The following is a 17882-nucleotide window of genomic DNA, read 5'->3' on the forward strand; positions in this document are numbered from 1 at the left end:
AATCCTCCGTAAATCAGGCGCGACCCAGGCCCATCCGCCCCAATTGGCGACGCCGGTCGATGAACTGATGCTTCAGCGCACCCGCCACGTGCAGGACCAGCAGCGCCAGCATCAGCCAGCCACCCAGACCATGCAGCGTCTCCAGCCGCTCGTGCACGTCGCGCTGCCCGGCCACGCCCTCCGGCGCGCGGCCCATCTCGTTGATCGGGCCGATCAGCGGCAGCGGCACGGCGTTCCAGATCATGATCGGCCCCCGCTTGCGCACCGGCTTGCCCGCCGCCGCATAGGCCGCGCCGGGGGAGCCGGCAGGCGGATTGGCCGATACCATCGCCCAGCCCGTCAGCGGCAACGCCAGCATCGCGACATACAGCAGCGCATGGACGCCATGCGCCAGCGCGCGCTCGGGGGCCGACATCGGCAGGAACGGCGGCGGCCGGTGGGTCAGGCGCCACAGGACCCGAACCACGGTCAGGACCAGAATGGTGATCCCCGACGAGATATGGAAGGCGAACGCGCCGTCCGGCAACCATTCGCCGAACAGCCCGGTCGCCAGATTGTAGAGGATCAGCGCCGCGATCGCCCAATGCAGGACGATCGCCACGTTGGAATAGCGCAATGCTCGCCCCTCATCCCGACCCGCCATTCGTTTCGCCTCCGCATCCGTGTCGCCTTGCTTGACGAAAGCGGCGTCGACGTCAATCGCGGTGCACGGAGGAACCGATCATGACCTCGAGCGCACTCGTCCTGCTGACCCTGCTCGCCGCGCCCGTCGCCGCCCAGACACGCCCCCCGGTCGAGCATATCGCGCGCCCGGGCTCGCGCGCGCCATTTTCGCCTGCGGTTCGGGCAGGCGATACGATCTATCTGTCCGGACAGATCGGCGCCCTTCCCGACGGCACCATACCAAAGGGTATGGACGCACAGGCGCGCGCCGCGATGACCAACCTGGGCGATGCCGCGCGGATGGCCGGCGTCGGGTTCGACGACATGGTCAAATGCACCGTCATGCTGGCCGACATGTCGCAATGGGCGGCATTCAACGCCGTCTACGTCACCTATTTCGCGCCCGGCCGCCTGCCCGCGCGCTCCGCGTTCGGCGTCAACGGCCTCGCGATGGGCGCCGGCGTCGAGATCGAATGCATCGCGATCGCCCCGTCCCGCCGCTGATACCGCGACGCAGCGATCATCAGGGTCGGCGATACCGCTTGCCGAGCGCTGCAAGCCCTGCCTCGAACCCGCGCCATGATGCGGATGACGAACGCAAAACGACCGGGCGCGGCCTGTGCCGCACCCGGTCGCCGGTATCGGATAAGCGCGGACGCTTACTTGCGCAGCGTGAGCCCGCCGCCGAAACGCTTGTTGAAGCGCGCCACCTGACCGCCGGAATCCAGCACCTGGCCGCGACCGCCGGTCCAGGCCGGGTGCGCCAGCGGGTCGATTTCCAGCGTCATCGTGTCGCCTTCCTTGCCCCAGGTCGAGCGGGTCTCGTACACGGTGCCGTCGGTCATCTGCACCTTGATCGTGTGGTAGTCGGGATGGGTATCCTTCTTCACGTCGCAAGCTCCTGTCGCGGCTGGTTACCGACCAGCCAAAAGGGAAAGGCGCGCGCCTAGAGGAACGCGCGCCCAAAGTCAAAACCAGATGCGAAGGTCAGCCCGCCTTGGGCGGATCGGCGATCATCGCGGTGAAATGCGCTTCCGCCGCGACCTGTCCGTCGATCTTCGCCACGCCGGCGAACTTGCAGACGCTCGACCGTTTCTGGACGAACTCGACCTCCAGCGACAGCAGGACGCCCGGCTCCACCGGCTTGCGGAACTTGGCATTCTCGATCGCCATGAAATAGACGAGCTTGCCCGATCCGGCGAGTCCCAGGCTTTCCACCGCCAGCACGCCGGCGGCTTGCGCCAGCGCCTCGACGATCAGCACGCCCGGCATGATCGGACGGCCGGGGAAGTGCCCCTGGAAGAAGCCTTCGTTGATCGTCACCGCCTTCGTCGCGCGGATCGAGCGGTCGAGGACGATCTCCTCGACCCGGTCGACCAGCAGCATCGGATAGCGGTGCGGCAGCGCCTGCATCACGCGCGCGACGTCGAACGGGCCGATCGACCCGCGCGCCGTCGCGCCTTCGCTGCCCGCGTCGCTCACCGGCCGGTGGGGGCGCGGTTGCTGGCGGGGGCCGCTGCGGCCGGGGCCGCCGCCTGCTGGCCCTGCTGACCCGGCTGCCAGTTGGCCGGGGGCGTGATGCCGACGGTCGGCACGGTACGGTCCAGCTCGGCGGTGATCGCGGCGGTGATGTCCGCAGTCGGCTGCGCGAACAGCGCGGCATTCGGACGCAGCAGCAGGCTGACGTTCTTCGCGCGCACTGCGGCGTTCACCGCGTCGGGCAGCTTGGCGGAGATCTGCTCCAGCGCATAGGCCTGCGCCCGGCTGGCGGGGGCGGTCAGGCGCTGCAGCTCGGCATTGCCGGCCTGCTCGCGGGTCTGGATCGCGGTGGCCTGCGATCGCAGCGACGCCTCGGTCGCGCCGGGTGCCGCGGCGGCGGTCTGATAGGCGGTGACGAGCGGCTGCAGCTCGGTCGAAATCGCCTGGCGACGCGCGTTCGCCTGATCGATCTGCGCCTTGTAGGTCGTCTGGATCTGGGTGCGGGCGGTCGCCCACGCCTTCGAATTGGCGACCGCGGCCTCCGGATCGGCCACGGCGACGCCGCCGACCTGGGCGGTCGCCGCACCGGCGACCAGCGCGCCCGGCGCGATCATCGCGGCGGCGAGCAGAATGTGATGCAAGGTCTTCATCAGAACTGTGTCCCTACGTTGAACGTGATGAGCTTGGGGTCGTCGCCCGGCTGCGTGACCACCGCCTTGGCGAGGTCGATGCGCAGCGGACCGAACGGAGAATTCCAGTTGACGCCGACGCCGACCGACACGCGCGGCCGCGCGGAGCCGCCGAAGAACGTCTCCTTGAACGGGTTCGCGGCGATCAGCGCGCTGTTGGGCACGATGCCGTTACAATTGCCCGACGCATCGGGGATGCCCGTGGCGCAAATGGTCTGCACCGACAGACCGGCGGCGTTGACGTAGCTGTAGAGCGGTCGCCCCGACGAATCCGTCTGCGGCAGCGGCAGCACGACGGTGTTGCCGTTCGCATCCACCGTGGTGGGGAAGGTAGCGGTCGGCAGCGGCTGCGTCACGCTCCACAGGCTGCCGACCTGCGCATAGATCGACGGCCGCAGCCCCAGTTCCCGCGCGCCGGAGCCCAGCGGAATCTCCAGCTCGAGCTTGGCGAGGTAATAGGCATTGCCGCCCAGCGCGTCGTCGACGATCTGGTCGCGATCGGTGATGAGGATCTGCTTGCCGGTCGAATCCGTCGTGTACGACTGGCGCAGCACGCGCGGGCCGACGCCGCGGATGTCGAACCCGCGGAACTGCGGCTCGCCCAGATAGAAGCGGTCGGTGATGCGGATCTTGTCGATCCCCGGCCCGCGCGACTTCTCCAGCGAGCGGATATAGCCGCCCTCCGCGGTCAGCGACGCGACGAAGCCGCTGCCCAGCCCCTTGAACTTGGACGCCTCGGCGCGGGTACGGATATATTTCACGTCACCGCCCAGACCGGCGAAATCCTGGCTGAAGACGAAGCGCTGCCCCGCGGTCGGGCGCAGGCGGCTGTTGAGGCTGTCGTAGATCAGCGAATAGCCGACCGACGACGTCAGGCGGTTGCCGAGCGCGTCGCACAGATAGTTGCCCGCCCGCAGGCGGTCGCACTGCCCGTTGGTGAAGAAGGTCGACTCGTCCAGCCCCACCTCGTCGTACGAGAAGCTGTAGCGACCGGCGAGCTGCCAATATTCGGTCAGCGGCACGCCCGCGCGCACCTGGAACCCGGTCGAGGTCTGGCTGTACGTCGTGTTGCGGTTGGTACCGATGAAGTTGAACGCGTTGAAGTCGCGCCGGAACACGTCGACGCCGACCGCAATGTTGCGATCGAAGATATACGGCTCAGTAAAGCCCAGCTCGATCGACTTGGAATAGCTGGAATAATTCACGCCGGCGCGCAACGTCTGCCCCTTGCCGCGGAAATTCTCCTGCGTGATGTTCGCCTGGATGATGAACCGCTCGAGGCTGGAGAAGCCCGCCGACAGCTGCAGCTGCCCGGTCGACTTCTCCTCGACGTTCGCCTCCAGCACGACGCGGTCCGGCGCGGAGCCGGGAGTCTGCTTGATCTCGAACTTGTCCTGGAAATAGCCGAGCGAATTGATGCGGTCCTGCGAGCGCTTCACCTGGAAGCTGTTGAACGCATCGCCCTCCGCGACGCGCACCTCGCGGCGGATGATCTTGTCCTGCGTCTGGACGTTACCGGTGATATCGATGCGCTCGACATAGGTGCGCTGCGCCTGGCCGATATGGAAGTTGATCGACATGGTCAGCGTGTCGCGGTCACGCTGGAACTCGGGGCTCACATCGGTGAAGGCGTAGCCGAACAGGCCCGCGGTCTCGGACAGGTTGTCGACCGTGTCCTCCACCATCTTGGCGTTGTACCAGTTTCCTTCCTTGACCGGCAGCGTCGCGGCCAGCTTCTTCCCGTCGAAATCGCGGATGTCGCTGTCGACCGTCACCTTGCCGAATTTGTAGCGCGGGCCTTCCTCCACCACATAGGTGATGATGAAGTCCTTGCGATCCGGGGTCAGCTCCGCGACCGCGCTGGTCACGCGGAAATCGGCATAACCCTCGGTCAGGTAGAATTGCCGCAGCTTCTGCTGGTCATAGGCCAGACGGTCCTGGTCGTAGGACGTGCCCGACGACAGGAAGCGATAGAAGCGCGCTTCCTTGGTCGCCATCTGCGCGCGCAGCTTGCCGTCGTCGAACACCTCGTTGCCGATGATGTTGATCTGGCGGACCTTGGATTTCGGCCCTTCGCTGATCTCGAACACCACGTCGACGCGGTTCTGGTCCAGGCTGACCATCTTCGGATCGACCGTCGCGGCGAAGCGGCCCTGCCGGCGGTACAGCTCGATGATGCGCGCCACGTCCGCGCGCACCGCGGAACGCGTGAAGATCTGGCGCGGCTTCAGCCGGATCTCCTTCGTGATCTTGTCTTCCTTCAGGCGCTTGTTGCCCTCCAGGATCACGCGGTTGATGATCGGGTTCTCGCGCACGCGGATGACGACGTCGCCCGTCTCCGCGCCCGAGATCGAGACGTCGGCGAACAGGTCGCTGGCGTACAGGTCCTTGATCGCCTGATCGAGCGTCTCGTTGGTGTAGGGCTGGCCCTGACGCAGCTTGGTATAGCTCAGCGCGGTTTCGGGCTCGATCCGCTGCGTCCCCTCGACGCGCAGCGACGCGATCGTCTTCACCGCCGCCGCAGGCGCAGCGGCCGGGGTCGCCGTCGCGGCGGGACGCGTCGCCGCCGGACGCGCCGGTGCGGTCTGCGCCGCGGCGATGGCGGGGATGCCGGCCAGCATGGTGCAGCCCAGCAGGGTCGCCGAGGCACGCGCCCGCGAAGTCGAAACGTTGAGCACCGTCACCAAATTCCCACCCGAGAGAAGCCGCCACGCGAAAAAGGCCGCGTCGCCCTGCCTTACCTTCGTCACCCGATCAACCCGGCCAGATGACGCCACAGTCCGAAGTTGCCCAGATCGTTGAACGTGACCAGCAGCATCAGCGCCAATACCGCCATCAATCCGCCGCGATAGGCCCATTCGATCGTTTGCGGGGCCACCGGACGCCGTCGCACCGCCTCGATCGCGTAGAAGAACAGGTGCCCGCCATCCAGCATCGGCACTGGCAGCAGGTTGATGAACCCCAGATTGATCGAAATGAGCGCGATCAGGAACGCGAAGGCGTCCCAGCCCAGCGTCATCTGCTCGCCGGACACCTTCGCGATCGACAGCGGACCGCCCAATTCCTTCACCGAACGGCGCCCGGTGACGATCTGACCGATCGTTTCCACCATCATGCCGACGATCTGCCCGGTACGCTTCACCGCCACGACGGGCGCCTCCGGCACGCCGACGGGACGTACCACCGGCGCCCCCGGCGCGATGCCGAGCAGACCGACGCGATATTCGTTGCCGAAGCGGTCGCGCTGGAGCTGCGTGCCGATCGTCGCCACCGTCGATTGCGCCGCGCCGTCGCGGACATAGTCGACGCGGATCCGCTCGCCCGCGCGGATCTTCACGAAGCGGACCATGTCCTCGAACGTGGCGACGGGGCGGTCGCCCAGCGCCGTCACCTGATCCCCCGCGCGGAGCCCCGCCGCCGCCGCCGCGGTGCCGGGCATCGCCTGCCCCACCACGGCGGGCGTCCGCGGATCGCCGTAGGCGAGCGCGAAGCCCGCGAGGATCACCACCGCCAGCACGAAGTTGATGACCGGCCCCGCCGCGACGATGATCGCGCGCTGCCACACCGGCTTTGCCTGAAACGTGCGCTGCCGCTGCGCCGGGGGCAGCGCGAGCCACTCGGTCGAGGGTTGCCCCGCGGGGTTCATGTCGCCCGCGAACTTGACGTACCCCCCCAGCGGCAGCCACCCGATCTTCCACCGCGTGCCGCGCCGGTCGGTCCATCCCGCGACCTCGCGACCGAAGCCGATCGAGAACGCCTCCGCATCCACGCCGAACCAGCGCCCCGCCAGGTAATGACCCATCTCGTGGACGAAGACGAGCGGACCGATCACCAGGATGAAGGCGACGATGGTCAGCAATACTCCCGGTGTCTGGATCAACGCACGCAATCCTTCACGCGCTCGCCGGCCAGTCTGCGCGCCTCCGCATCGATCGCGAGCACCGCGTCGAGCGTCTCCGGCGCGGCCGGGTCGTAGCGCTGCAGGGTATCGTCCACGATTGCGGCGATTTCAAGAAACGCGATGTTACCCGCCAGAAAGGCCGCGACCGCCACCTCGTTCGCCGCGTTCAGGATCGCCGGCCGCGCGCCGCCCGCCTCCAGCACCGCGCGCGCCAGCGCCAGCGCGCGGAACCGCACCGGATCGGGCGCCTCGAAGTCCAGCCGCCCCAGCGCGATCAGGTCGAGCGGCGCCATCGGCGTCGCCATCCGCTCCGGCCAGGCGAGGCAGTGCGCGATCGGCACGCGCATGTCGCTCGGCCCCAGCTGCGCGAGCATCGAGCCGTCGATATAATCGACCATCGAGTGGATCACCGACTGGCGGTGGATCACGATCTCGATCCGCTCGGCCGGGACCGGAAACAGCCGCGCCGCCTCGATCAGTTCCAGCCCCTTGTTCATCATGGTCGCGCTGTCGACCGAGATCTTCGCGCCCATCGACCAGTTCGGATGCGCCACCGCCTGTTCGCGGGTGACCGTCGCCATCCGCTCCAGCGACCAGTCGCGAAACGGCCCCCCGCTGGCGGTCAGGACGATGCGGCGCACGCTGTCCGGGCGCGCCGCGTCGAAGCATTGGAAGATCGCATTATGCTCGCTGTCCGCGGGCAGCAGCGTCGCGCGATGCTCGCGTGCGGCCGCGGTGACCAGGTCGCCGGCCGACACCAGCGGCTCCTTGTTCGCCAGCACCACCGTGCCGCCCTGCTCGATCGCGCGCATCACCGGCTTCAGCCCGGCGCACCCGACGATCGCACCCATCGTCCAGTCCGCGCCCGACGCGGCTGCGTCGCACACCGCGTCCATGCCGCCCGCCGTCTCGATCCCCGAGCCCGCCAGCGCCATCCGCAACGCCGGCAGGCACGTCTCGTCCGCGACCACCGCCAGCTCGGCCCGCGTGCGCAGAGCGGCCTCGGCCAGCCGTGCGACATCGCAATTCGCGGTCAGCGCACGGACGCGGTACCGCTCCGGCGCGCGCTCGACCAGATCGAGCGTCGAGGTGCCGACCGACCCGGTCGCCCCCAGGATGCTGACCGTCCTCACGGAAACACCAGCGTCGTCGCGACCACGAACGCCGCGACCGGCGCCACCGGCACGAGCCCGTCGAGCCGGTCCAGCACCCCGCCGTGCCCGGGCAGGATATTGCCCGAATCCTTCACCCCGGCCTGCCGCTTGAGCCAGCTTTCATACAGGTCGCCCGCCTGCGCCAGCACCGCGAGGAACGGCGACATCAGCGCCAGCGCGGCGGGAAGGCCAGCCTCGGTCCAGAGGATCAGCCCCAGCAGCCCGGCCGCGATCACGCCGCCGCCCAGCCCCGCCCAGGTCTTGTTCGGGCTCAGCCGCGGCGCCAGCTTCGGCCCGCCGATCGAGCGCCCGGCGAAGAACGCGCCGATATCGGTCGCCCACACCAGCGCCATCGCCCAGAAGGCGTGGAGCAGGCCGTCGTCGTGGCGGCGCAGGAAGACCAGCGACAGGACCGGCAGCCCGCAATAGACCACGCCCAGCGCCAGTTGCGGCAGCCTGGTGACGATCACGACGAAGAACGCAGCACCTGCGATCAGCCCCAGCGTGAAGAAGTCGTGCGGCTCGATCACCAGCCACGCCGGCGCCATCGTCGCCAGCGGCACGCTGAGCGCGAACTGCGCCAGCCGCTTGGTCTTGGGCGGCACCTTCTGCAGGTCGGCCCACTCCGCCATCATAAACAGCGCGACGACGACCGTCAGCAGCCAGAAGGCGATGTCGCCCAGCCACAAGGCGACGCTCGCCACCGCGATCATCCCGACGCTGGCGATCATCCGCAGCCGCAGGTTCGACGGCGTACGCAGCGGCGCATCGGGGGTGAGCGGCGGGTTGGGGGGGAACGGCGCCGGATCGGTCATACGCGCAATGTACTCGTCAAAGGCCACCGTAGCGACGCTGGCGCCGGCCGAACGCATCGACCGCCGCGGCCAGATCCGCCGCGCCGAAATCGGGCCACAGCGTCTCCACGAACAGCAATTCGGCATAGGCCGCCTGCCACAGCAGGAAATTGGACAGGCGCTGCTCGCCCGAGGTGCGGATCAACAGGTCGAGCGGGGGAAGCTCACGCGTCTCCAGCTCGCGTTCGACCGCGTCGACATCGATCGCGGCGGGGTCCATCCCGCCGGCCGCCGCGCGCGCCGCCAGCCGCTGCGCCGCCGCGACCAGTTCCGCCTGCGCGCCGTAATTGAGCGCGATCGCCAGGATCGGGCCGGTATTGGCCGCGGTCCGCTCCACCGCATCCTCGACCAGCGCGACCACGTCCGCCGGGAAACGGCGATAGTCGCCGATCACCCGCAACCGGACGTTCTCGCGCACCAGCTCGGCCAGGTCGTGACGGATGAAGAATTTGAGCAGGCCCATCAGCCCGCTGACCTCATCCTCGGGGCGACGCCAGTTCTCCGAGGAGAAGGCGTACAGCGTCAGCGCCTCCAGCCCCATCGCCCGTGCGGCGCGGGTGACGGTACGCACCGCCTCCACCCCCGCGCGATGCCCCGCGGCGCGCGGCAGGTGACGCCTGGCGGCCCAGCGGCCGTTGCCATCCATGATGATCGCCACGTGACGCGGCAACACCTCCGGCACGGGCTGGTGCGTGGCCGCCGCGGTCGCCATCATTCCTCCCCCAAGGATCCCCGGCGCGTCACTTGCCCAGAATTTCCTTTTCCTTGGCCGCCGCGACCGTATCGATGTCCGCGATCGTGGCGTCGGTCAGCTTCTGGACCTCGCCCTCGTGACGCTTGCGCTCGTCCTCGCTGAACACGCCCTTCTTCTCGTCGGTCTTCAGCGCGTCCATGCCGTCGCGGCGGACGTTGCGTACCGCCACCTTGGCCTTCTCCGAATATTGCCCGGCGAGCTTCGCCAGTTCCTTGCGGCGCTCCTCGGTCAGGTCCGGGATCGGCAGCCGCAGCGTCGTGCCGTCGTTGATCGGGTTGAGGCCGAGCCCGGCCGACCGGATCGCCTTCTCAACCGGCCCGACGTTGGTCTTGTCCCACACCTGGACCGAGATCATGCGCGGCTCGGGCACCGACACCGTCGCCACCTGGTTCAGCGGCATGTGCGCGCCGTACACCTCGACCGTCACCGGATCCAGCAGCGAGGTCGACGCACGCCCGGTGCGCAGACCGCCCAGGTCGCCCTTCAGCGATTCCACCGCGCCCTGCATGCGGCGCTCCAGATCTGCCTTGTCATAGGCGGCCATCAGATCGTCTCCATTTGCTTCTGCACGACCGTCGATACCCCCTCACCGCGCAGCACGGCGGCGAAGTTGCCGTGCTCGCGGATGTTGAAGACGACGATCGGAATGTTCGAATCACGGCACAGCGCGATCGCGCTGGCGTCCATGACCTTCAGGTTCCTCGCCAGCACCGTGTCGTAACTGACGGTATCGAAACGCTTGGCGCTCGCCACCTTCTTGGGATCGGCATCGTAGACGCCGTCGACCGAGGTGCCCTTGAACAGCGCGTCGCAGTTCAGCTCCGCCGCACGCAACGCCGCGCCGCTGTCGGTGGTGAAGAACGGCGAGCCGACGCCCGCCGCGAAGATCACGACGCGGCCCTTCTCCAGATGCCGCTCGGCGCGGCGCCGGATGAACGGCTCGCACACCGACTGCATCGGGATCGCGGACTGGACGCGGGTATCGACCCCGATCTGCTCCAGCGCGTTCTGCACCGCCAGCGCGTTCATGACGGTCGCCAGCATGCCCATGTAATCGGCGGTGCCGCGCTCGAACCCCTTGGCCGCCGCGGCGAGGCCGCGGAAGATGTTGCCGCCACCGACGACGATGCACAGCTCGTAGCCCTGCGCCTTCACGTCCGCGATCTCCTCCGCCACGCGCGCGGTGATCGCGGGATCGATCGCCAGCCCCCCCTCGCCCATCAGCACTTCGCCGGACAGTTTGAGGAGGATGCGTTTGTAGCGGGGCTGGGTCATGGAATCCGGATGATGGTGGAGGGCGGCGCGGACCCTAGGCGGCAGGTCCGCGGCTGGCAATGGGTTGACACCTACCCAAACCGTCACCCCGGGGTCGACCCGGGATAACGACGAAGGCATCTTCCCCCGAAAGGAAAACCGCCGCTCCGGCATCCCGGAGCGGCGGCCCTCTTCGTGCGCAGGCTGTGCGGACGGCTCAGGCGTTCTGCGGCACGCCCGAGGCAGCGGCGACTTCGGCGGCGAAGTCGGACACTTCCTTCTCGATGCCCTCGCCCAGCTGGAAGCGGACATAGTCCTTCAGCGCGATCGCGGCGCCGGCATCCTTGCCCGCCTTCGCGACGACGTCGCTGATCTTGGTCTTGCCGTCCATCACGAACAGCTGGCTGACCAGCGCATGCTCCTTGCGGTACTTGGCGATCGAACCCTCGACCATCTTGGCGATGATGTCGGCCGGCTTGCCCGATTCGGCGGCCTTCTCGGTCGCGATCGCGCGCTCGCGCTCAATCTCGGCCTCGTCCAGATCCTCCTCGTTCAGCGCCTTCGGGAAGGCGGCGGCGATGTGCATCGCCAGCTGCTTGCCCAGGCCCTGCAGCACCTCGTCCGACGCCTCGGACTCGAGCGCGACGAGCACGCCGATCTTGCCCAGGCCCGGCGCCTGCTGATTGTGGACATAGGCGACGACCGCGCCCTTCTCCACCGACAGCTGCCTGGCGCGGCGGATCGACTGGTTCTCGCCGATCGTCGCGATGTTGTTGGTCAGCGCTTCCTCGACGGTCTTGCCCGACGGCATCGTCTCGCCCTTGATCGCGTCGACGTCACCGCCAGTGGCGAGCGCGATCTGGGTCACTTCGCGGACGAACGCCTGGAACTGGTCGTTCTTCGCGACGAAGTCGGTCTCGGAATTCACCTCGACAACCGCACCCTTGGTGCCGGCGACGGCGACGCCGACCAGGCCCTCGGCCGCGGTGCGGCTCGACTTCTTCTGCGCGGCCGCCAGGCCCTTGGTACGCAGCCAGTCGAGCGCGGCCTCCATGTCGCCGCCGTTCTCGCTCAGCGCCTTCTTGCAGTCCATCATGCCCGCGCCGCTCTTCTCGCGCAGGTCCTTGACCATCGCTGCCGTGATATCGGCCATCATATCGTCCTTGCTTGGTGCGCCGACGCGCGACGGCTCGAAAGGGAACCGCCGCGCGTCGAACGGGAAAATCGGCAACGCGCCCTTTAGACGCGCTGCATGACGGTTACGCGGCAGCGGTCTCGTCGGCAGCCTCGGCGGCCGGGGTCTCGACCGTGGTCGCCTCCTCCGCCGGCGGCTCGCTCATCGCGCCCAGATCGACGCCACGGCTCGCCTGCTGCTGCTGGTTGCCGCGGGTCGCCGCGATCGCGATCGCCTCGCAATACAGGCGGATGGCGCGCGCGGCGTCGTCGTTCGCGGGCACCGGGAAGGCGATGCCGTCCGGCGACACGTTCGAATCGAGGATCGCGACGACCGGAATGCCCAGCGTGTTCGCTTCCTTGATCGCCAGCTCTTCCTTGTTCGCGTCGATCACGAACATCACGTCGGGAACGCCGCCCATGTCGCGGATGCCGCCCAGCGACAGCTCCAGCTTGTCGCGCTCGCGCGTCAGCTGCAGCACTTCCTTCTTGGTCAGACCGGCGGTGTTGCCCGACAGCTGCTCTTCCAGGGCCTTCAGCCGCTTGATCGAGTTGCTGATCGTCTTCCAGTTGGTGAGCATGCCGCCCAGCCAGCGGTGGTTGACGAAATGCTGGCCCGCACGACGCGCGGCGTCGGCGACCGGCTCCTGCGCCTGACGCTTGGTGCCGACGAACAGCACCTTGCCGCCCTGCGCCACCGACTGCGACACGAACTCCAGCGCGCGCGCGAACAGCGGCACGGTCTGCGACAGGTCGATGATGTGGACGCCGTTGCGCTCGCCGAAGATGTAGGGCTTCATCTTCGGGTTCCAGCGATGCGTCTGGTGGCCGAAGTGCGCGCCGGTTTCGATGAGCTGCTGCATGCTGACGACAGGTGCCGCCATAAGATAATTCCTTCCGGTTAAGCCTCTGGGAAGCGAGTGACGCGGCCTGGAAGGCCGGCGCACCGGGTGATGATGCTTCCCATGCGGGGTTGAGGGTCGCGCCGTTAGCGGAACTTGCGGCAGGACGCAAGCTCACGACGATGGTTGACACGTCGGAACATAGATGGAACAAGGGCGCGGAACGAAAAGCGAACCGAGTGTACGCCGCCGTACCATAGCCGCCGAATCGCAATGATCCGGATCATATGGGATGCGGGCAGAGGAACCCTGGCATTGTCAAGAGGTTCGTCGCACGTGGTTCGCGTATCGAGGAGGCGAACGTGGTGACCTTTGTAGCTATCGTGATTTTCGGGGCAGCGCTGGCAACGGCCGGATATGCGCTCGCCGCCACCGTTTTGCCCAGCACGGGGAAGATCGTCGCCGCGCTGCGCGGTCAGCCGCAGCAGACGCGCTTCGAACCGCTCGCCTCGCTGGTGCGGGCCGAGCGCCGCATCGCGGTCAGGCGCTGGGCGGCGGCGCCGGCGCGTCCGTCGCAGCGCCGCCGCGAAGCCGCCTGACGCGGGCGTAGCTGCGGACGCTGAACGGGATCGACAGCAGATAGGCGACGCATGCGGCCGCCGCCGTCTGCCACGGTGCGCTGACCGCCGCCGCCCCGACGAAGACGACCAGCGCGATCGCCTCGAACCGGATGTTCCGCCGCAGCCGCAACGACGTCCACGAGAAGGTCGCGAGGCTGGATACCATCAGCATCGCGACCAGCACCGTCCACGGCGCCACCAGGCGCGGATCGCGCAATATCGGTTCTTCGGTGACGAACCACAGGAACAGCGGCAGGAACGCCAGCCCGGCTCCGGCGGGCGCCGGCACGCCGGTCAGGAACCCCGCCGACTTGTGCGGCTGTTCGCTGGCATCGATCGCGGCATTGAAGCGCGCCAGTCGCAGGGCGCAGAAGACCGCCAGCATTAGAGCGGCCATCCAGCCGAACCGCGGCAAGGTATGCAGCGACCATAGATAGATGATGAGCGCGGGGGACACCCCGAACGAGATGGCATCGGCCAGCGAGTCGAGCTCCGCGCCGAAGCGGCTTTCGCCGTGCAGCATCCGCGCGACGCGACCGTCCAGTCCGTCGAGGACGCCCGCGACGAGCACCATCACCACCGCCAGTTCGAACGAGCCGGAAATGGCGAAGCGGATCCCGGACAGCCCCGAGCACAGCGCCAGCGCGGTGACCGCATTGGGCGCCACGGCGCGAAGCGGCAGGCCGCCCGCAGCGCGGCGCAACGGGCGACGGGGCATACGGCGCTGGACGGGCGGCAACATCGTTACTGCGCGATCGCGCTGACGGCGGGGCCGTCCAGCCGCGCCAGCACGGTCTCCCCCGCCATCGCACGCTGTCCCAGCGCCACTTGGGGTACGAACCCGTCGGGAAGGAAGACGTCGACCCGGCTGCCGAAGCGGATCAGGCCGACGCGCTGCCCGGCGCCGACGATGTCGCCGATCTTCGCGAAGGCGACGATGCGGCGCGCGACCAGCCCGGCGATCTGCGTGAAGCCCACCTTGCGACCGTCATGTCCCTCGACCACGAAATGCTGACGCTCGTTCTCCTCCGACGCCTTATCGAGATCGGCGTTCAGAAACTTGCCCGAGATATAGACGACCTGCCTCACCACACCCGCGATCGGCGAGCGATTGATGTGGACGTCGAACACCGACATGAACACCGACACGCGCACCATCGGCGCCTCGCCCAGTTCGCCGGCCAGCTCGCGCGGCACGGGCACGCGCTCGATCATGGTGATGAGGCCGTCGGCCGGCGAGACGATCAGGTCGTCGCCCACCGGCGTCGCGCGCACCGGATCGCGGAAGAAGGCGGCGACCCACAGGGTGACGCCCAGCAACGGCCAGAAGAACACCTTGGACAGGATCGTCATCAGCAACGTGATGCCGAACGCGATGGCAGCGAACTTCTGCCCCTCCGGATGGATCGCGGGAAAACGCCATTTGACGGTACTGGTAACGGGTATCCCGCCGTGCAGCGGCGGCTTGTCGAGCGATGTCATCGCCTCGTCCTATCGGCCGGTACGCAACGTGACAACCGTTACAGGCGGAGCGCCGGGCACAGCCGGTACCGCGTCCCGTCGGACAGATCGGTAAAGGCGTCGCGCGCGTCGACCCGCAGCTTCAGCCGCTCGGCCCGTCCCATGACGGGCGCCCGGCCGCCATATTCGACGCACCGCTGCCGCAGCGTATAGCGCCTGCCGATATGCGCCAGCACGCGCGCCTGGCACTGGCCCGCCTTGCTCGATCCGATGCCCTGACCGTTGTAATCGCGCAGCGCGACGTTCGGCGCTTCCCGGCAGGCGATGCCGTTCTGGACATAGGCGCCGCGCGCCAGCGGCAACGTATCGGCCCATGCCGGGGCCGTCGTCATCAACAATGCGCCAACCGTCGTCAACATCCGCATAGGTCCACCTCCGGCCTACGAACGTCCCGCGCCCGTTCCGGCTCCGTGACGCACGTGGTTGATCCCCCGCGCCCTTCCCCCTATCGACCGCGACAACCTCCCCTCACAAGGAAAGCGCAGATGGCGAAGATCAAGGTGAAGACGCCCGTCGTGGAGATCGACGGCGACGAGATGACGCGGATCATCTGGGAGTGGATCCGCGAGCGGCTCATCAAGCCGTATCTCGACATCGATCTCGATTACTACGACCTGGGAATCGAGCACCGCGACGCCACCGACGACAAGGTGACGGTCGATTCCGCCAAGGCGATCCAGAAGTACGGCGTCGGCGTGAAGTGCGCCACGATCACCCCGGACGAGGCGCGGGTCGAGGAATTCGGCCTGAAGAAGATGTGGAAGTCGCCCAACGGCACGATCCGCAACATCCTGGGCGGCGTCGTCTTCCGCGAGCCGATCGTGATGAAGAACGTCCCCCGCCTGATCCCGGGCTGGACGCACCCGATCGTCGTCGGCCGCCACGCCTTCGGCGACCAGTACAAGGCGACCGACTTCAAGGTGCCCGGCAAGGGCAAGCTGACGATGAAGTGGGAAGGCGAGAACGGCGAGAGGATCGAGGAGGAGGTGTTCGACTTCCCCGGCGCCGGCGTCGCGATGGGCATGTACAATCTCGACGAATCGATCCGCGACTTCGCGCGCGCCTCGATGAACTACGGCCTGGGCCGCGGCTGGCCGGTGTATCTGTCGACCAAGAACACGATCCTCAAGGCGTATGACGGCCGCTTCAAGGACATCTTCGCCGAGGTGTTCGAGAGCGAGTTCGCCGAGCCGTTCAAGCAGGCCGGCATCGTCTACGAGCATCGCCTGATCGACGACATGGTCGCCTCCGCGCTGAAGTGGAACGGCGAGTTCGTCTGGGCCTGCAAGAACTACGACGGCGACGTCCAGTCGGATCAGGTCGCGCAGGGCTTCGGCTCGCTGGGCCTGATGACCTCGGTGCTGATGACCCCGGACGGCAAGACGATCGAGGCGGAGGCCGCGCACGGCACCGTCACGCGTCACTATCGTCAACATCAGCAGGGCAAGGCGACCTCGACCAACCCGATCGCGTCGATCTTCGCCTGGACCGGCGGCCTGAAGTATCGCGGCAAGTTCGATGGCACCCCCGACGTCACACGCTTCGCCGAGGAGCTGGAGCGCGTCTGCGTCGAGACGGTCGAGGCCGGCGACATGACCAAGGATCTCGCGATCCTGATCGGCCCCGATCAGAAGTGGATGACCACCGAGCAGTTCTTCGAGGCGGTCCGCGTCAACCTGGAGAAGAAGATGGCGACCTGGGCCTGATCGCCCGGTCACCGTCGCAGGACGGGAGCCGGCGCATCTTCGGATGCGCCGGCTTTTTCTTTGCTCAGTCGTCGCTCGCCGCCGGCTGCGGGCAGCGACATGCCGGCTTCGCGGTTTTGCGCTTCGGCGCGGTCGTGGCGAATTCGCCGGCGGTGAGCGTATTCGACCTGTCGCGATCCGCCTCGGCGAAGCGCTTCGTCGTCTTGACCGCCCATTCGTCGAACGACAGCCGGCCGTCGCCGTTCACGTCGAGCTTCGCGAACGCCTTGTGCCGCGACGCGAGATATTCCTCGCGCGTGATGCTGGCATCGCGGTCCTTGTCGTAGCGATCGAATCGCTTTTGCTCGCGTGTTTTCGCCGTCGCCTCGGGCAGATCCGCGTCGTCCGCTGCCGCCTGACCGGCTACAGCCGCCTGTGCTGTCACGGGCGCCGGGGAGGGTAGCAACGGATCGGGGCGCGCCTGACCGTTGAAGACCAGCCACCCCGCCGCCACCAGCAGCAACGTCGCCACACTACCCGCTGCATATCGCCACATCGTCCGTCCCCCCCGTTGCCGCATGTTATCGGCACCGCGGCGGACGGCAACCACGCCAAAGCGGTCAGCGGCCCGTCATACGATGCCACAGGATGCGCGCCGCCCGCGCCGGATGGTCCTCCGGTCGATCGTCGCGCAGGTCGAGCCGGGCCAGATGCGCCATCGCCCCCAGCGCGCGCAGCGCCACCGGCCACCGCGGCGACAAGGCCCGCGCCAGCCCTTCCTCCGCGGTTCGACGGGCCTCGGCGGCAAGCGAGGAATCGCTGAGGTGGCGCGACAGGTCGGCGAGCGCCCACCCCTCTCCGGCGAGCCTAACCTGCTCGCTGTCCCGATCCAGAACGACCGCCGCAAGCGAGAAGAGGCCTGCCCCGCGCGCCTCGGCATGACGCGCCAGCGCCGCGCGGTCGAGCGGGATATCGAGGAGCGCCTCCCACCCCTCCACCAGATCGGCGAGCGGGGCCGCGGCGGTCAGCGCCACGACATCGCGCGACAGGGCCGACAGCACCGGCTCCGCCGGCCCGTCACCCGGGGTCAGGCCGGAAAGCGCCTCATGCCACCAGGTCAGCCGCATCTGTCCGACCAGCGGCTCGCGCGTGGTCCGCAGGATCGCGGCCAACCGATCGTCCAGCGCGAACAGCGCCGCCAGCGCCGCGCGGCGATCGGCGGGCGCATAGCCGATGGCGAGCGCGCGCTCGTCGGGCGAGCTCATGCCGCCACCCGCCACAGCGTCCGCGCGC

21 protein-coding genes are annotated in these 17882 nt (G+C 68.1%); 3 read left to right on the forward strand and 18 right to left on the reverse strand.

The window, feature by feature from the left end:
• Positions 1-13: 13 nt before the first annotated feature.
• The gene (locus PGN23_RS11750) at positions 14-643 is read right to left on the reverse strand and encodes a cytochrome b (protein WP_335303076.1); all 630 of its coding nucleotides are present in this window, start codon (positions 641-643) and stop codon (positions 14-16) included.
• A gap of 80 nt (positions 644-723) precedes the next feature.
• On the opposite strand from PGN23_RS11750, the gene PGN23_RS11755 reads away from it, so the two are divergent.
• Positions 724-1167: a RidA family protein gene (locus PGN23_RS11755; protein WP_335303077.1), complete on the forward strand. Its 444-nt coding sequence runs from the start codon at positions 724-726 to the stop codon at positions 1165-1167.
• A 155-nt stretch (positions 1168-1322) separates the two neighbouring features.
• On the opposite strand, the gene rpmE is transcribed toward PGN23_RS11755, so the two are convergent.
• The 12 genes from rpmE to rpsB all read right to left on the reverse strand — a co-directional run bounded on the left by rpmE (position 1323) and on the right by rpsB (position 12805).
• On the reverse strand, positions 1323-1553 hold the full coding sequence (gene rpmE / locus PGN23_RS11760; RefSeq protein ID WP_335303079.1) for a 50S ribosomal protein L31: 231 nt from the start codon (positions 1551-1553) through the stop codon (positions 1323-1325).
• A gap of 97 nt (positions 1554-1650) precedes the next feature.
• Complete coding sequence (gene fabZ / locus PGN23_RS11765; RefSeq protein WP_335303081.1) at positions 1651-2145, reverse strand: 3-hydroxyacyl-ACP dehydratase FabZ; 495 nt, start codon at positions 2143-2145, stop codon at positions 1651-1653.
• Positions 2142-2792, reverse strand: coding sequence for an OmpH family outer membrane protein (locus PGN23_RS11770; RefSeq protein ID WP_335303082.1), 651 nt, complete (start codon positions 2790-2792; stop codon positions 2142-2144). The genes fabZ and PGN23_RS11770 overlap by 4 nt, the downstream gene beginning before the upstream one ends.
• Entirely contained in the window at positions 2792-5452 is a 2661-nt protein-coding gene (bamA, locus tag PGN23_RS11775) for an outer membrane protein assembly factor BamA (RefSeq protein ID WP_335304585.1), read from the reverse strand. The genes PGN23_RS11770 and bamA overlap by 1 nt, the downstream gene beginning before the upstream one ends.
• Positions 5453-5577: 125 nt before the next feature.
• Positions 5578-6711: a M50 family metallopeptidase gene (locus tag PGN23_RS11780; protein ID WP_335303083.1), complete on the reverse strand. Its 1134-nt coding sequence runs from the start codon at positions 6709-6711 to the stop codon at positions 5578-5580.
• Complete coding sequence (locus PGN23_RS11785) at positions 6708-7865, reverse strand: 1-deoxy-D-xylulose-5-phosphate reductoisomerase (protein WP_335303085.1); 1158 nt, start codon at positions 7863-7865, stop codon at positions 6708-6710. The genes PGN23_RS11780 and PGN23_RS11785 overlap by 4 nt, the downstream gene beginning before the upstream one ends.
• Entirely contained in the window at positions 7862-8701 is an 840-nt protein-coding gene (locus tag PGN23_RS11790; protein ID WP_443019771.1) for a phosphatidate cytidylyltransferase, read from the reverse strand. The genes PGN23_RS11785 and PGN23_RS11790 overlap by 4 nt, the downstream gene beginning before the upstream one ends.
• Positions 8702-8717: 16 nt before the next feature.
• On the reverse strand, positions 8718-9455 hold the full coding sequence (locus PGN23_RS11795; protein WP_335303086.1) for an isoprenyl transferase: 738 nt from the start codon (positions 9453-9455) through the stop codon (positions 8718-8720).
• 25 nt (positions 9456-9480) lie between these two features.
• Entirely contained in the window at positions 9481-10038 is a 558-nt protein-coding gene (gene frr, locus PGN23_RS11800) for a ribosome recycling factor (RefSeq protein ID WP_335303087.1), read from the reverse strand.
• On the reverse strand, positions 10038-10769 hold the full coding sequence (gene pyrH, locus PGN23_RS11805; RefSeq protein ID WP_335303088.1) for a UMP kinase: 732 nt from the start codon (positions 10767-10769) through the stop codon (positions 10038-10040). Before pyrH ends, frr begins: the two co-directional genes overlap by 1 nt.
• Positions 10770-10965: 196 nt before the next feature.
• Positions 10966-11901, reverse strand: a complete 936-nt coding sequence (gene tsf / locus PGN23_RS11810) for a translation elongation factor Ts (protein WP_335304587.1) — start codon at positions 11899-11901, stop codon at positions 10966-10968.
• A 106-nt stretch (positions 11902-12007) separates the two neighbouring features.
• Positions 12008-12805, reverse strand: coding sequence for a 30S ribosomal protein S2 (gene rpsB / locus PGN23_RS11815; protein WP_335303089.1), 798 nt, complete (start codon positions 12803-12805; stop codon positions 12008-12010).
• A 323-nt stretch (positions 12806-13128) separates the two neighbouring features.
• Between rpsB and PGN23_RS11820 the strand changes: the two genes are divergently transcribed.
• Entirely contained in the window at positions 13129-13362 is a 234-nt protein-coding gene (locus PGN23_RS11820) for a hypothetical protein (protein ID WP_335303090.1), read from the forward strand.
• Here PGN23_RS11820 and PGN23_RS11825 read toward each other — a convergent pair.
• Genes PGN23_RS11825 through PGN23_RS11835 form a run of 3 tightly spaced genes read right to left on the reverse strand, consistent with a single transcriptional unit; the run spans position 13304 to position 15236 of the window.
• The gene (locus PGN23_RS11825) at positions 13304-14125 is read right to left on the reverse strand and encodes a CDP-alcohol phosphatidyltransferase family protein (protein WP_335303092.1); all 822 of its coding nucleotides are present in this window, start codon (positions 14123-14125) and stop codon (positions 13304-13306) included. The two genes, PGN23_RS11820 and PGN23_RS11825, sit on opposite strands and share 59 nt — an antisense overlap.
• Positions 14126-14127: 2 nt before the next feature.
• On the reverse strand, positions 14128-14865 hold the full coding sequence (locus PGN23_RS11830; RefSeq protein ID WP_335303093.1) for a phosphatidylserine decarboxylase: 738 nt from the start codon (positions 14863-14865) through the stop codon (positions 14128-14130).
• Positions 14866-14903: 38 nt separating this feature from the next.
• Entirely contained in the window at positions 14904-15236 is a 333-nt protein-coding gene (locus PGN23_RS11835; protein WP_335303095.1) for a hypothetical protein, read from the reverse strand.
• Between the two features lie 153 nt (positions 15237-15389).
• Between PGN23_RS11835 and PGN23_RS11840 the strand changes: the two genes are divergently transcribed.
• A complete protein-coding gene (locus PGN23_RS11840) occupies positions 15390-16610 on the forward strand; it encodes an NADP-dependent isocitrate dehydrogenase (RefSeq protein WP_335303096.1) in 1221 nt (406 codons plus the stop codon).
• Between the two features lie 64 nt (positions 16611-16674).
• Here the strand turns inward: PGN23_RS11840 and PGN23_RS11845 are convergent, their stop codons facing one another.
• A complete protein-coding gene (locus PGN23_RS11845; protein ID WP_335303097.1) occupies positions 16675-17145 on the reverse strand; it encodes an EF-hand domain-containing protein in 471 nt (156 codons plus the stop codon).
• A 64-nt stretch (positions 17146-17209) separates the two neighbouring features.
• Complete coding sequence (locus tag PGN23_RS11850) at positions 17210-17854, reverse strand: squalene/phytoene synthase family protein (protein ID WP_335303098.1); 645 nt, start codon at positions 17852-17854, stop codon at positions 17210-17212.
• Positions 17855-17882: the final 28 nt, after the last annotated feature.

Source organism: Sphingomonas adhaesiva (assembly GCF_036946125.1).
Lineage (GTDB): Bacteria > Pseudomonadota > Alphaproteobacteria > Sphingomonadales > Sphingomonadaceae > Sphingomonas > Sphingomonas adhaesiva_A.